Source organism: Antrihabitans spumae (assembly GCF_043944905.1).
GTDB classification, from domain to species: Bacteria; Actinomycetota; Actinomycetes; order Mycobacteriales; family Mycobacteriaceae; genus Antrihabitans; species Antrihabitans spumae.
The window spans coordinates 1-13,710 of sequence record NZ_JBIMSN010000141.1 but is presented as its reverse complement, the minus strand read 5'-3'; the positions used below and the strand labels follow the sequence as shown (position 1 = coordinate 13,710).

General features: G+C 64.1%; 10 protein-coding genes. 7 read left to right on the top strand and 3 right to left on the bottom strand.

The window, feature by feature from the left end:
* Positions 1-10: 10 nt before the first annotated feature.
* The gene (locus tag ACHIRB_RS27325) at positions 11-1,612 is read left to right on the top strand and encodes a (2,3-dihydroxybenzoyl)adenylate synthase (protein WP_395125097.1); all 1,602 of its coding nucleotides are present in this window, start codon (positions 11-13) and stop codon (positions 1,610-1,612) included.
* A gap of 27 nt (positions 1,613-1,639) precedes the next feature.
* Here ACHIRB_RS27325 and ACHIRB_RS27320 read toward each other — a convergent pair whose 3' ends face one another.
* Positions 1,640-2,959 (bottom strand): salicylate synthase, encoded by a 1,320-nt coding sequence (locus ACHIRB_RS27320; RefSeq protein WP_395125098.1) that lies wholly within the window; start codon positions 2,957-2,959, stop codon positions 1,640-1,642.
* A gap of 107 nt (positions 2,960-3,066) precedes the next feature.
* Positions 3,067-3,831: a DUF2127 domain-containing protein gene (locus ACHIRB_RS27315; RefSeq protein WP_395125099.1), complete on the bottom strand. Its 765-nt coding sequence runs from the start codon at positions 3,829-3,831 to the stop codon at positions 3,067-3,069.
* 157 nt (positions 3,832-3,988) lie between these two features.
* Between ACHIRB_RS27315 and ACHIRB_RS27310 the strand changes: the two genes are divergently transcribed.
* The 3 genes from ACHIRB_RS27310 to ACHIRB_RS27300 are packed head-to-tail and all read left to right on the top strand — an operon-like array spanning position 3,989 to position 8,664.
* The gene (locus tag ACHIRB_RS27310) at positions 3,989-6,313 is read left to right on the top strand and encodes a glycerol-3-phosphate 1-O-acyltransferase (RefSeq protein WP_395125100.1); all 2,325 of its coding nucleotides are present in this window, start codon (positions 3,989-3,991) and stop codon (positions 6,311-6,313) included.
* On the top strand, positions 6,313-7,743 hold the full coding sequence (locus ACHIRB_RS27305; RefSeq protein ID WP_395125101.1) for an HAD-IB family hydrolase: 1,431 nt from the start codon (positions 6,313-6,315) through the stop codon (positions 7,741-7,743). The genes ACHIRB_RS27310 and ACHIRB_RS27305 overlap by 1 nt, the downstream gene beginning before the upstream one ends.
* Before the next feature lie 45 nt (positions 7,744-7,788).
* Positions 7,789-8,664, top strand: coding sequence for a pseudouridine synthase (locus ACHIRB_RS27300; protein WP_395125102.1), 876 nt, complete (start codon positions 7,789-7,791; stop codon positions 8,662-8,664).
* Here ACHIRB_RS27300 and ACHIRB_RS27295 read toward each other — a convergent pair.
* The gene (locus ACHIRB_RS27295) at positions 8,576-9,628 is read right to left on the bottom strand and encodes an AraC family transcriptional regulator (protein ID WP_395125103.1); all 1,053 of its coding nucleotides are present in this window, start codon (positions 9,626-9,628) and stop codon (positions 8,576-8,578) included. The genes ACHIRB_RS27300 and ACHIRB_RS27295 overlap by 89 nt on opposite strands.
* 158 nt (positions 9,629-9,786) lie before the next feature.
* On the opposite strand from ACHIRB_RS27295, the gene ACHIRB_RS27290 reads away from it, so the two are divergent.
* From ACHIRB_RS27290 to ACHIRB_RS27280, 3 genes are all read left to right on the top strand, one after another.
* A complete protein-coding gene (locus ACHIRB_RS27290; protein ID WP_395125104.1) occupies positions 9,787-11,388 on the top strand; it encodes a GMC family oxidoreductase in 1,602 nt (533 codons plus the stop codon).
* A gap of 28 nt (positions 11,389-11,416) precedes the next feature.
* Positions 11,417-12,907, top strand: a complete 1,491-nt coding sequence (locus ACHIRB_RS27285) for an aldehyde dehydrogenase family protein (protein ID WP_395125105.1) — start codon at positions 11,417-11,419, stop codon at positions 12,905-12,907.
* Between the two features lie 124 nt (positions 12,908-13,031).
* Positions 13,032-13,661, top strand: coding sequence for an ArsR/SmtB family transcription factor (locus ACHIRB_RS27280; protein ID WP_395125106.1), 630 nt, complete (start codon positions 13,032-13,034; stop codon positions 13,659-13,661).
* Positions 13,662-13,710 lie beyond the last annotated feature (49 nt).

Here is a 13,710-nt window from a genome sequence, read left to right as displayed (position 1 = left end):
GAAGGATGACATGAACCACAAAGACGGCTTCGTCGGTTTCAGTGACGACCTGGCGGCGACCTACCGAAAAGCCGGCTTCTGGCAGGGCCGGACCCTCGGTGCCGTCCTGCGCGATGCCGCCGCACAGTGGCCGGCGAGCACCGCGATCAAGTCCGACGACGTCGACCTCACCTACCGCGAGGTCGACGAGGCCGCCGACCGGATGGCATCGGGTCTGATCGCACTCGGCATCGAACCCGGCGACCGCGTCGTCGTTCAGCTACCGAACACCACGGAGTTCGTTCCGACACTCTTCGGACTGTTGCGCGCCGGTGCCATACCCGTCCTGTGCCTACCTGCGCACAGAGCGCTCGAAATCGGCCACCTCGCCGAGCTTTCGGGTGCGGTCGGCTACGTAATTCCAGACTCAGCAGCAGGATTCGACTACCGAGAACTGGCCGAGACCGTTCGCGCGCGAGTGCCCTCGCTAGCGCACGTCCTCGTCCTCGGCGAGCCCGGACCGTTCACCGCACTCGACACGGTCCACCGCGAACCGACCACGCTGCCGGACCTGGACCCGTCCGACATTGCGCTGCTGCTGGTTTCGGGTGGGACGACCGGTGTTCCCAAGCTGATCCCACGCACGCACGACGACTACGTCTACAACGCAACGGCAAGCGCAGGGGTGTGCGAGTTGACGAACGACGACGTCTACCTCGTCACTCTTCCTGCGGCACACAACTTCCCACTCGCCTGCCCGGGCATCCTCGGCACCCTGAGCGTGGGTGGTGCCGTCACGTTCGTGGCCGATCCCAGCCCGGAAAGTGCCTTTGCCGCCATCGAGCGGCACGGCGTCACAGTGACGGCTGTCGTCCCTCCGCTTGCGCAACTGTGGTGTGCGGCAACGGATTGGGAGGACGCGAACCTCGAGACGCTACGCCTGCTGCAGGTGGGTGGCGCGAAGTTGGCCGAGTCGAACGCGCGGGAAGTCCGGCCGCAGTTGGGTGCGACGTTGCAGCAGGTTTTCGGTATGGCCGAGGGGCTGCTCAACTACACCCGACTCGACGACTCCGATGACGTCGTTGCGACCACGCAGGGTCGTCCACTCTCCCCCGGCGACGAGGTTCGGGTCGTCGATGCGGACGGAAACCCCGTTCCGGCAGGCACCGAGGGTGAGTTGACGACACGCGGTCCGTACACGATTCGCGGTTACTACCGCGCCGAGGAACACAACGTCAGAGCGATCACCTCCGACGGCTTCTACCGCAGTGGCGACCTCGTAACCCAACTGCCGAGCGGACACCTGATGGTGACCGGCCGGATCAAGGACGTCATCAATCGCGGCGGCGAGAACGTGTCGTGCGACGAACTCGAAGAGCACCTGCTCGCTCACCCGGCCGTCCGGCACGCCGCGGCGGTCGGGATTCCGGACGACTCGCTTGGTGAAAAAGTCTGTGCCGCATTGGTTGTCGTGGATGCCATGCCGTCACTCGCCGAGTTCAAGTCCTTCCTGACCGATCGCGGACTTGCGCCTTACAAACTTCCCGACAGCCTGTACCGGCTGGAATCCCTACCGATCACCGCAGTCGGCAAAATCGACAAACGCGCGCTCGCCGCACAGATTGCCGGCTGAGCGCGCGTCGGTCGCGCGTAGATCGATTCAGCTCCTCGCAGCCGCCACCACGTATGGCGCGACGCTGCCGAGCTTTTCACACGTCTCTTCGAATTCCCGGTCCGGTGAGGACTGCCCGATGACCCCGGCGCCCGCGCGCAGCCAAGCCTGGCCGCCCGCCTGGTAGACCGCGCGAAGTACGAGCGTCGCTTCGAGATTCCCGCCGGGCGAAACCACAAGCACTGCACCCGAATACAGCCCGCGGGGAGCACCATCGAGCCTGAAGATCGTGTCGATACTCGCGTCCTTCGGGATTCCCGACGCGGTCACAGACGGGGACAGAGCTTCCAGAGCATCCCAGTGCGAGTGGTTCGATGCGAGCTGACCACGGACCGTGGATGCCAGATGCTGAACACTGCCGCGCTCACGGACCGACATGAAGTCCGAGACGTGCGAGGTGCCAGCCTCGGCAACCGATTCGATCTCGGCCATCGACGTCCGTACCGAAACTGCATGTTCGACAATTTCTTTGGGATCGGACTCGAGGTCCATCCGAGCCGCGAGGTCCTCGGCGTCACCGCGGCCGAACGCTCGCGTGCCTGCCAGCGGTTCCGTGGTGACGACACCGAGCTCGTCGACCGATGCGACCAACTCGGGACTGAAACCCGCGGCTTCGAGACCGCCGAGCCGTAGCAGGAAAGACCTTGCTGGCGTGTTGTTTTCGCGACCGAGCCGATACGACTCGGGAACGTCTACCTCGAATCCCAGCTCGACCTTCCGCGACAGGATGACCTTCTGATACCGACCCTGCTTGATTTCGTCGACAGCCGCAGCGACACGATCGCGATAGCCCGTCGCATCGGTGCCGATATCGGTCGGGGCTGCGGTGCGGACCGCAGCATCCGGAGCGGTCAGCAGGTCACGGATGGCGTCGTGATCGGAACTGTCGCCGCCGACGATCGTCGCACCGGACTCCGACACCGTGACCTCGACGCGCGGGATCATCAGATGCGCGAGTTCGATCCCACCCTGCAGGTGTGCCTCCGCACCGAAGGTATAGGCACAGCACTCGAAGCCGACCCAGCCGAAAGCCCGTCTTGGACCGAGTGGCAGCGACTGCAGAGCTTCCTCGAGCACAGCCATCGGTCGACCGCTCCACTCACCTGTGCGGGTCGCTCCGTCCCAGGTGACGCGAAGTTCGTGAGTATCGAGCTCGATTTTGCCAAGGCTTTCGCCTGCGAAAATCCATTCACCCGGGCGCTCGTAGACCACGTACTCTTCGAAACGGCCGGACGCGGCCAAGCGTGTGACTGCGGCGAGGGGGTCGACTGCGGCGTCGATGCGCACGTACTCATCGGTGGTCGACAACGTTCCTCCAGTTTGGAAAGGCTCACCTAATTAACTGAAGGAAGGTTAGCATTGCCTTTACATACCGCGGTATGGCTCTCGTCACGCAATGTGGACCTGCAGGCCGGTCAGGCAGCCTTCGCCGCTGCAGCCCGTTCCACGGTGAGCAGACTTTCGGCCGAGTGCTCCGCGTGATAAGCAGCGCCACCGCCACGAAGACCGAAGAGCCGCTTGCTCCAGACCAACCAGACGATCGCCGCAATGTTGATCAACAGCGCGCCGAGCCGCAGGACCGTTACCCGCTCGAGCAATTCGTAGATCTCGATGGGCAGGAAAATGCTCGTCGCGATCACCGCGAGGTATTCGCCCCAGCGTTTCACCAGCCACAGACCGACGGCCTCAGCGATTTGCAAACCCGCGTAGACGCAGACTCCGACGCCTAACCAGAACAGCGTCGTGTCCGACAACGAGAACGCACGATCGATCCCGTGCACGATCTTCGAATCGTCGATGTTCCAGCCGATCTGATCGGCCAACGGTCTCAGCAGCGGCAGCTCCGCGTCGAACGCCTCCCTTACCGTGCCTTTGGCACCGCGGAACTTGAAGATGGCGACGGCAACGATCAACAGCACAAGTGCCCGAACAACCCGTTCGGCAGCAAGCAGCCGCATCAGCATGCGGTCGCGCAACAACCTGCCGTGCGGAACCTCGGGAGCCTGATCAGCCGGACCGCTACGACGCGGCTCGCCCGGTACGAAATTGCCACACCGCAGACATCGCCAGGCCTGGCCAACGGCAGTGTCGACAGCCAGCCGTGCCCGCAACGACTCCTCGTCGGGCGCGTAGGTTTCGTGACCACGCCACGCGCACGAGCGCAGTGCCCAATCCATCATCGAAGCCTAACGTCGGATATGACAAACCCTCGGCACGAACGGCGACGCGACGGGAGAATGAGCACTCCGCAGGAATCTTCGTCGACACTGTCGTCGAGACAGTTCGAACAGGTCCCCACCGGGATCGACGGTCGAGCACCGCATGTGAAGGGACGCCATGAGCGACAGCAAGCCGACAGCAGCCACAGCAGCCGTAGTCCTCGTCGAGGCCGCAACGGCTGTCGAACGCGACGTCATATCGCGATGGGTGGCGGCAGACGGACTCGAGCGCGGATCGAGCGCACCGTCGCCGATTCAGATCGCCCTCGACACCGAACAGATCGTGAACAAACTGCTCGCGCGCGGTGACGACCCGATGGTCGTCCCGGTTCGAGTGCTGTGGCTGCCGAAGGAGCGGGACGGATCACGACGCGCACATGTCTCCGACATCGCCACCTTCTCCAACCCACGAAATCCGCACCGCCTCGCGCAGAAGTGGATCGTTCGCAACGCACCGGACCGCCATCGCGTCCTCACGGGCGAACCGGCATTGTTGAGCGAGTTGCGCACCCGCCACACGGAATCCACGGGCAACGACACCCCTCGTTCGCTCGCCAGATACATCGTGCGCAGCGCAGTCGTCACGTTGGCTCGCGCCGAGCGAACCGTGATCGGCGACCGCTACAAGGTGCCCCGGCTCGTCGCCGAGGAGATCCTCGACGACCCCCGCTTTCGCAGGCAACTCGACGATATCGCCGCGCGAACCGGCATACCTCGCGAGGAAGCGTTCGAACGTGCAGACGCCGCGCTCCGTGAGCTCGTCGCAGCGCAGAGTCGCTTGGTCTCCGACCTCTTCAGCCAGGCGATGGCACCGATTCACAAGCGCGCGTGGACCGTTCACGCCGACGAGACGGGTATGGCGGAGCTACGAAAGTACAACCGTCGCTATCCGCTTGTGTTCCTGCCGTCGCATCGTTCCTACGCCGACGCCTTCGTTCTCGGAGATGTACTCGCGCAGAACGACTTTCCGCCGAATCACCTGATCGGCGGGGCCAACTTGAACTTCTGGCCCATCGGACCGATCGCTCGACGCACCGGAACCGTCTTCATCCGGCGCAGCTTCGGCGAAGACGAAATCTACAAGGCCGTCGTCGAGGAGTATTTCGGCTACCTGCTCGCCAAGCGCTTCAACATGGAGTGGTATTTCGAGGGCGGTCGCACGCGGACCGGCAAGCTTCGGCCGCCGCGCTACGGCCTGCTCAACTATCTCGCGATGGCGGTGCGCACCGGCAGGGCGGAGGACGCCCTGCTCATTCCGGTGTCCATCACCTACGAGCGCCTCAACGAACTCGGTGCCATCTCCGACGAACAACTCGGCGGCAAGAAGAAGGCCGAAGGTCTCGCTTGGATGGCCAACTACATTCGTAGCCAACAGAATTCGGCCGGTCACGTCTACATCCGGTTCGGCGATCCACTCTCGGCTCGCGATCGGCTCACCGCACACGGCGACGTCATGGGTGCCGATGCACCACCGGACGAGGCCAGAGCCCGCCTCGCAGTGCAGAAGCTCGCGTTCGAGGTTGCGGTCGGAATCAATCGAATCACGCCGATCGCAACCAACGCCCTCGTCACGCTGGCACTGCTCGGTGTTCGTGGTCGCGCGCTGACGATTCCGGAGATCCAGTCGATCCTCGACCCGGTGCTCGCCTACATCGACGAACGCAAGATTCCGCAGGGCGAACTGCAGGTGCTTCGCGAACGAAAGGGCCTTGCGGGCGTGCTCGATCGGTTGTCCGACGCCAAGGTGGTCACCGGCTACACCGCAGGCGAGGAGCCCGTCTACTCGATCGAACCCGGCCAGCACCTGGTCGCCGCGTTCTACCGCAACAGCGCAATTCACTGGTTCGTCAATCGGTCACTGCTCGAACTCGCGGCACTCACCGCATTCGACAGTCACTCCGCGAACCCCCTCGAAGCGGGGTGGGCCGAAGCGATGCGGTTGCGAGATCTGCTCAAGTTCGAGTTCTTCTTCCCCGATCGGCGCGGCTTCGAGACGGAAATGGAAGCCGAAGTGCTGCTTGTCGATCCGGAATGGCGCACCCGTAAACCGACCCCGACCGAACTTCTCGACAAGCTCGCAGGCAGCGGATTTATGATGGCGCACCGCACGTTGCGGTCGTTCCTCGGCGCCCAGCTCGTCGTCGCCGAACGGCTGGCCCTGCGCGACCCCGAGTCGAAGGTCGACCGCGATCAGCTGCTGAGCGAGTGCGTCCGAGTGGGCCAGCAGATGCTGCTGCAAACCCGTCTGCACAGCCCGGAATCGGTGTCGTCGGAACTGTTCGCCTCGGCGTACAAGCTGGCCGACAACCGCAATCTGATCGGTCCGGGAGGTCCCGAGTTGCGCAAGGAGCGAGAGGATTTCGCCACCGAGTTGCGAGCGCTCGGCGATCGGATCGATCGGGCCGAACAGCTCGACGCATCCAACAGGAAGTTGCTGCCCTGATGGATCTCGACGAAGTCGTCGACACGATCCGCACAGGGCCGAGCGGACCGAAGATCGGTGCGTTCTTCGACTTCGACGGCACCCTCGTCCATGGTTTTTCGGGTGTACCGTTCTTCCGGCATTTCGTGCGCGCGGGCAGGCTGACGCCTCGCGAGATCGCCGGCACGATGCTGTCGGGCATCCGCGGCGGCAAGTCGGAACAGGACTTCGCTCGCTTCATCGATCTCGCGCTCTCGGGCTGGGCAGGCCACACGGAAGCCGAGTTGGAGACCATCGGTAATCAGCTGTTCCAGAAGCGGATCGCCGGTCACCTCTACCCGGAAGCGTGGCGACTGATCCGTGCGCACGAGGCAGCAGGTCACACCCTCGTCATCGCGTCGTCGGCGACACGATTCCAGATCGAACCGGCGGCTCGTGCGCTCGGCATCGCCAAGATCCTTTGCACCCCACTGGAAGTCGTCGACGGCGTACTCACCGGCAAGGTCGATGGTAGCGCCCTGTGGCGCCATGGAAAGGCTGTCGCGACAAAAGAATTCGCCGAGGCTCACGGTATCGACCTCCCCCGGAGCCACACCTACTCCAACGGTGGCGAAGACGTGGAATTCCTGTCGCTTGTCGATCGCCCCGTCGCAGTCAATCCGGACTCGAACCTGGCAGGCGAAGCCAAGATGCGCGGGTGGCCGATTCTGCGATTCAAACCGCGCCGATCCCCGGGACCGGTGACGGCAGCGCGAACGATAGGCGCGATCGGCGGGTTCGCCGGAGCAGTCATAGTCGGGGCTGGAACCGGTGTGATCAGCCGCGATTCGACCCGTGGCCGCGACCGCGTCATCGCCCATACCGGGGACTACACCTTAGCCATGGCGGGTATCGATGTACGGGTCGTCGGCGAACACAACGCGCGCGAGCCACGACCGGCCGTATTCGCGTTCAATCATCAAAGCGAACTCGACATGTTCGTCCTTGCGAAAGTGTTGCGCGACGGATTCACCGGGATCACGAAGAAGGAGTTGGCAAGCAATCCGCTACTCGGACCTGTATTGCGTTATATGGGAGCGACATTCGTCGATCGCAGCAACACGGCAGCCGCGAAGGAAGCCCTCCGCCCTGTCGTCGATACGCTCCGTGGCGGCCTTTCGATAGTCATCGCTCCAGAGGGCACACGTTCGATCACACCGTCGCTCGGCGAGTTCAAGAAGGGTGCGTTCCACATCGCGATGCAAGCAGGCGTACCGATCATCCCCGTCGTGATCCGCAACGCGGGCGAACTCAGGTGGCGCAACGGCACCGCAATTCGATCAGGGACCGTCGAGGTCGCCGTGCTCGATCCGATCGACGTGAGCGACTGGTCCGCAGACGATTTGAACGATCGCGTCGCCGCCGTCAGGCAGTTGTTCCTCGACACACTTGTCGACTGGCCTCGGGCCTGACGCGTGCTTCCTGTACGAAACGGGCTCAACCCCACGCGTTTACGCATGCCGGTCGGCGACTGGCCGACCGTGCTGTCCTACCTGCTTGCCAGGTTTCCCCACGACGCCGTCCGACTGGAGGAGAAGGTCACCGCGGGAGAGGTCGTCGACGACCGCGGCGAACCCATCACCCCGGAAACCGATTATGCGCCAAACCGTTTCGTGTTTCTCTACCGCGACCCACCCGTCGAGACCCGGGTGCCGTTCGAGATCGAGATCATCCATCACGACGACGATCTACTTGTCGTCGACAAGCCACACTTCCTGGCAAGCACACCACGCGGTGCCTACATCGTCGAGTCGGCACTCGTTCGGCTGCGACGACAGTTCGATCTGCCGGAACTGAGTCCCGCGCACCGCCTCGACCGCGGCACCGCGGGGGTCCTCGTTTTCACGATTCGACCCGAATTACGGCGCGCGTACCAGACGATGTTCGCGGAGCGCACCGTGACCAAGACCTACGAAGCGATTGCCGGGTTCGATCCCGCGCTGCCGCTACCCCACGTTCGGAGCAGTCGAATACACAAGGATCGCAATGTATTACAAGCTCAGGAGGTCGCGGGCGAACCCAATGCGGAGACTCGGATCGAACTGCTCGAAATACTCGGCGACCACGCCCGCTACCGGCTCCTCCCCCGAACGGGGAAGATGCATCAACTTCGTGTGCACCTGAGCGCGCTCGGCATCCCGATCGTCGGCGATAACTTCTATCCGGACCTGTACGAGGTCGCCTCGGACGATTACTCGAATCCTCTTCGCCTTCTTGCCAAATCGATCGAGTTCGACGATCCGATCAGCGGTGTGCGCCGCCGCTTCGAGAGCCGCCGCGAACTCGATGCGAGCGTGGTGACGATCCCGTCCACCGCCGAAAGGCGTGGGTAAAGCTCGCCGTTTCGGAATAGCCGAGCCGCTGCGCGATCTCGGCAACCGACAGCGCGGTCTCACCGAGCAGTTCTTCGGCGACCTGCCTTCGCACGTTCTCCAGCAGACTCCGGTACGTCGCACCTTCCTCCAACAAGCGGCGACGCAGCGTCCGTGGCGTCATGAACAGCGCAGCGGAAACCTGCTCCGATGTCAGCGGTCTGGCCGGGTTGCCGAGCAGCAGGCTTCGCACTTGCCCGGACAACCCCGTTGGGACGCTACGTTCGAGCAGCTCGCGACACTGCTCCTCGGCCATGGCAGCAGTGAGAGGCTCGGCGAGCGGCAATGGATCGTTGACCCTGGACAGGTCGAAGCAGACCGCGTAGCGATCCGCGTCGAATTCCGGTGCCACCCCGAGTAGGCGTCGCAGCTCGGTCCGTATCTGTGGCGAGGGCTCGGCGTAGGGCAACTGCACCGCACGAAGGGGGCGCGGCGTTCCCACCAACTCCCGTTGCAGTGCATCGATGATGCCGATGTCGCGCTCGGCGATGAACCGCCGCAGTGCCAGCGGTGCGGGCATCGGGTCGACGACCAGAGTTAGCAGGCCACCTTCCTCGTGCGCGACGATGTCGCAGTAGGAGAACGTCAGGTCCAGATAGCGCAGACCGAGGTCGATCGCGTGGCGCAGCGTCGGGCTGCTCATCAGCGCATAACCCCAGATGCCGTGCGTCGTGACGTGATAGCGAACTCCGGCGGCGATGCCGAGGCCAGGTTCGTCACCGATCGCCGACACGATGTTGGCAACGACGACAAGCTCTTGCTCGGGGGTGACGTGGAGGTCGGGCGCGGCCAGGTCTTCGGTATCGATCCCCGATCCGCGAAGACAAACGTCGATCGCGATGCCGCGCGTGGCGGCGAACTCGACGATCAGGCGCAGACTCGGCGCCCGACGGGTGCCCGTCACAGCGGCTGTCGCAGATGTCACGAGGCTCCTCTCCGCAGGCCGGGGCGCAAACTGTCAGGTTTGGCCAAATCTATCAATTTTTTGTCCGCCAACCGCCTGTGGTTTCGCGTCGGAAGCTCGTAGGTTGGTAGTAGGCACGTGATGCAGGTCACGGGTGAACCATTCGACGAGGAGTGCAGTTGACCGAGCAGGATTCATTCGACTACGTGATTGTCGGTGCAGGCAGCGCGGGTTGCGTGCTGGCGAATCGATTGACCGAAGATGCGAGTACGTCGGTGCTCCTACTCGAGGCAGGCGGAGAGGACGACGCCGACGAAATCCACATTCCGGCCGCGTTTTCGTCGCTGTTCAAGACCAAGTGGGACTGGAACTACGAGACGTCCGAACAGAAGCACATGGGCGGACGCAAGGCCTACTGGCCGCGTATGAAGGGCCTCGGCGGCTGCTCGTCGATGAACGCGATGATCTACATCCGCGGCAACGCCCTCGACTACGACGACTGGCGCGATCATCACGGCGCAACCGGTTGGGGTTACTCCGACGTCCTGCCGTATTTCGCCCGCGCAGAGACGAATACCGGCGTGCACGACAAGTACCACGGATCCTCGGGCCCGCTCCACGTCGAGGACAGGCGCTACACCCACGAGCTCACCAACGCCTGGGTCGACGCCGCCGTAGCCAACGGGCTGAAGCGAAACGACGACTTCAACGGCGAGAGCCAAGAAGGCGCTGGGCTCTATCAGGTCACCTGCAAGAAGGGCCATCGTTGGTCCACTGCGGACGGCTACCTGCGGTCCGCGCTCGATCGGCCGAACCTGACCGTGCGCACGAATGCGATGGTCACGAAGGTCGTCCTCGACGGCACCCGAGCGACCGGCGTCGCGTATTCGCGCGGCGGCAACGATCTCGTCGCACATGCAGGCAAGGAGGTCATCCTTTCCGGTGGCGCCATCAACTCGCCCCAGCTGCTGATGCTCTCCGGCATCGGTCCGGCCGCTCATCTGCGCGAGCACGGCATCGACGTCGTCGTCGACTCCGCCGGTGTCGGCGAAAACCTGCACGACCATCCGGTGGTTCCGGTCCTGACCTACACGAAGGGCACCAGCGACCTCAGCGACTTCGTCAATCCGAAGCGATTGATCCAGTGGCAGGTCACCGGCCGTGGGCCCCTCGCGAGCAACGTCGGCGAGGGCGGCGCCTTCTTCGCGTCCAAGGAGGGTCTCGACGCACCCGACATCCAGATCCACGTCGCGCCGACCGGCTTCTACGACAACGGTTTCCGCGAGCCGATCGGTCAGATGTTCACCGCCGGAGTTACTTTGGTCAACGTGGCCAGCCGAGGTCGCCTGCGCCTGCGGTCGGCGAATCCGGCGTGGAAGCCGGACATGGATCCCGCCTACTTCGCCGATCCGATCGACATGGACGCGGCCGTGGCAGGCATTCGCAGGACGTTCGACATCGCGAAAGAATCAGCGATCGGGCGCTTTCTCGACAAGCCGTTCATTCCCGCGAAGGTCGACGGCGTCACCGACACAGAACTCGCCGAGCACGTCCGCACCTGGTCGCAGACGCTGTACCACCCCGTCGGGACCTGCGCGATGGGCGACAGCGAAGACTCCGTCGTCGATCCCCAGCTACGGGTCCGCGGGGTCGACTCGCTTCGCGTCGTCGACGCGTCCGTCATGCCCGAAGTTCCACGCGGCAACACCAACGCTCCGACCGTCATGGTCGCGGAGAAGGCCGCCGACCTGATCCTTGCCCGCACCGCACCGACCGCCTAGACCTCGACACCCGATTCAGGAGTACGACATGACCACAACAAGCGACGTCACGACCACCGAGACGTTCGATTCGCTCGATCCCGCCACCGGCGACGTGCTCGGCACCTACCCCATCCACACCGCCGAGCAGGTCAACGAGGCCGTGGCGAAAGCCAAGGTCGCGGCCGAATGGTGGTCGGGCCTGACGTTCAACGAGCGCGGCGACCGACTGAAGGCGTGGGGTGGCGTCCTCACCCGCCGCATCGCTCAGCTCGCCGAAGTCGTGCACGCCGAGACAGGCAAGCCGACCTCCGACGCGACGCTGGAGGTCGCCCTCGTTCTCGACCATATCGCCTGGGCCGCAAAGAATGCCAAGAAGGTCCTCGGTCGCAAGGGCGTTTCGACCGGTCTCGTCATGTCCGACCATTCGGCCACCCTCGAGTACCTGCCGATGGGTGTGGTCGGCGTGATCGGACCGTGGAACTACCCCGTGTTCACCCCGCTCGGGTCGATCACCTACGCCCTCGCCGCCGGCAACACCGTCGTCTTCAAGCCGAGTGAGTACACCCCCGGCGTCGGCGCGTGGCTCGTCGACGCGTTCGCTCAGGTCGTTCCCGAAGCGTCTGTGCTGCAACTGGTCACCGGGCTCGGCGCTACCGGTGAAGCACTCTGCCGGTCCGGCGTCGACAAGATCGCGTTCACGGGTTCGCCGGGCACCGGCCGCCGCGTCATGCATGCCTGCGCCGACACCCTGACCCCCGTCGTCATCGAGGGTGGCGGCAAGGATGCACTGATCGTCGACGCCGATGCCGATGTTGCGAAGGCTGCGGACGCCGCGGTCTGGGGCGGTCTGGCAAACGCCGGTCAGACGTGCGTCGGCGTCGAGCGGGTCTACGTGCACGAGCAGGTCTACGACGAATTTGTCAGTGCTGTAACCGAACTCGCGAGCGGACTGCGGTCGGGCGCGGATTCCGAGGCCAAGCTCGGACCGATGACGATGCCGTCGCAGCCCGGTGTGGTCCGCAGCCATATCGCCGATGCACTGGCGCGCGGTGGCCGTGCGGTCGTTGGCGGACTCGGAGCGGTCGGCGAGCGTTTCGTGCAACCGACGATCCTCGTCGACGTGCCAGAGGACTCGCTTGCCAACACGGAGGAAACCTTCGGTCCCACAATGACTGTCGCGAAGGTTCGCGACATGGACGAGGCGGTTGCGCTGACGAATGCGTCCAAGTACGGACTCGGCTCGACGGTGTTCGCGAAGAAGAACGGCAAGGCGATCGCGCACCGCATCAGGTCGGGCATGACGGCCGTCAACTCGGTCATCTCGTTCGCCGCGATCCCGACGCTGCCGTTCGGTGGCATAGGAGATTCGGGCTTCGGCCGCATCCATGGCGCCGACGGCCTGCGTGAGTTCACCTATGCGAAAGCGGTTGCGAGCCGCAGGATGCCGGGTCTGATGAATCTGATGAGCTTCTCGAGGACGGCGAAGAACGACAAGGCAGTGGTCACCCTCGCATCGCTGCTGCACGGAAAAGGCTAGGCGACTTCGTCGCTCGTGAGTCTTTTCGGAGGGCCCACCCTCCGAAAAGACTCACGAGCCTTGCCGCCTTTCCGACAACTTTTCTTTTCTTGACAACTAATACTTTCGGTGCGATCGTATTCGCATGCACGACATCGAAGTGATCAACGACCCGGCTGCCGCCGAGGTCACGCTCGATCCGATCCGCGCCGAACTCCTTGCCGCGCTCGCCGAACCGGGTTCTGCAACAACACTTGCCGCCCAGATCGGCCTCACGCGCCAGAAGGTCAACTACCACCTGCGCGCCCTCGAAACGCACGGACTCGTCGAGCTTGTCGAGGAACGCAAGAAGGGCAACGTCGTCGAGCGGGTGCTGCAGGCTACTGCCGCGTCGTACGTCATCTCCCCGACCGCACTCTCCGCCGTCGCACCCGACCCCGGCCGCGCACCCGACCAGTTGTCGGCACGATGGCTGCTCGCACTCGCCGCCCGACTTGTTCGTGAGGTCGGCGATCTCATCACCGGCGCCGCTGCCGCCCAAAAACCTCTGGCGACGTTCGCGATCGACAGCGAGATCCGGTTCGCCACCGCCGCCGACCGTGCGGCATTCGCGCAAGAACTCGGCGACTCCGTCAAGACCCTTGTTGCCAAGTACCACAGCGAAACCGCGCCCGCTGGACGCGATCATCGCTTCGTCGTTGGACTCCATCCGAAACCGAAGGCGGCTCCGCCGCTCGTGAGTCCTTCCGGAGCGCCCGACCACCAAAAAGACTAATGGGGGTGGATCGGCGGGAACGGTTTCGTGACGGAGCTGTTTCGGGAAC

Excerpts from the sequence above, each read along its gene's own strand:
- ACHIRB_RS27285 (WP_395125105.1), top strand. The coding sequence starts at position 11,417 with ATGACCACAACAAGCGACGTCACGACCACCGAGACGTTCGATTCGCTC.
- ACHIRB_RS27305 (WP_395125101.1), top strand. The coding sequence starts at position 6,313 with ATGGATCTCGACGAAGTCGTCGACACGATCCGCACAGGGCCGAGCGGA.
- ACHIRB_RS27315 (WP_395125099.1), bottom strand. The coding sequence starts at position 3,831 with ATGATGGATTGGGCACTGCGCTCGTGCGCGTGGCGTGGTCACGAAACC.
- ACHIRB_RS27325 (WP_395125097.1), top strand. The coding sequence starts at position 11 with ATGAACCACAAAGACGGCTTCGTCGGTTTCAGTGACGACCTGGCGGCG.
- ACHIRB_RS27300 (WP_395125102.1), top strand. The coding sequence starts at position 7,789 with ATGCCGGTCGGCGACTGGCCGACCGTGCTGTCCTACCTGCTTGCCAGG.
- ACHIRB_RS27280 (WP_395125106.1), top strand. The coding sequence starts at position 13,032 with ATGCACGACATCGAAGTGATCAACGACCCGGCTGCCGCCGAGGTCACG.
- ACHIRB_RS27310 (WP_395125100.1), top strand. The coding sequence starts at position 3,989 with ATGAGCGACAGCAAGCCGACAGCAGCCACAGCAGCCGTAGTCCTCGTC.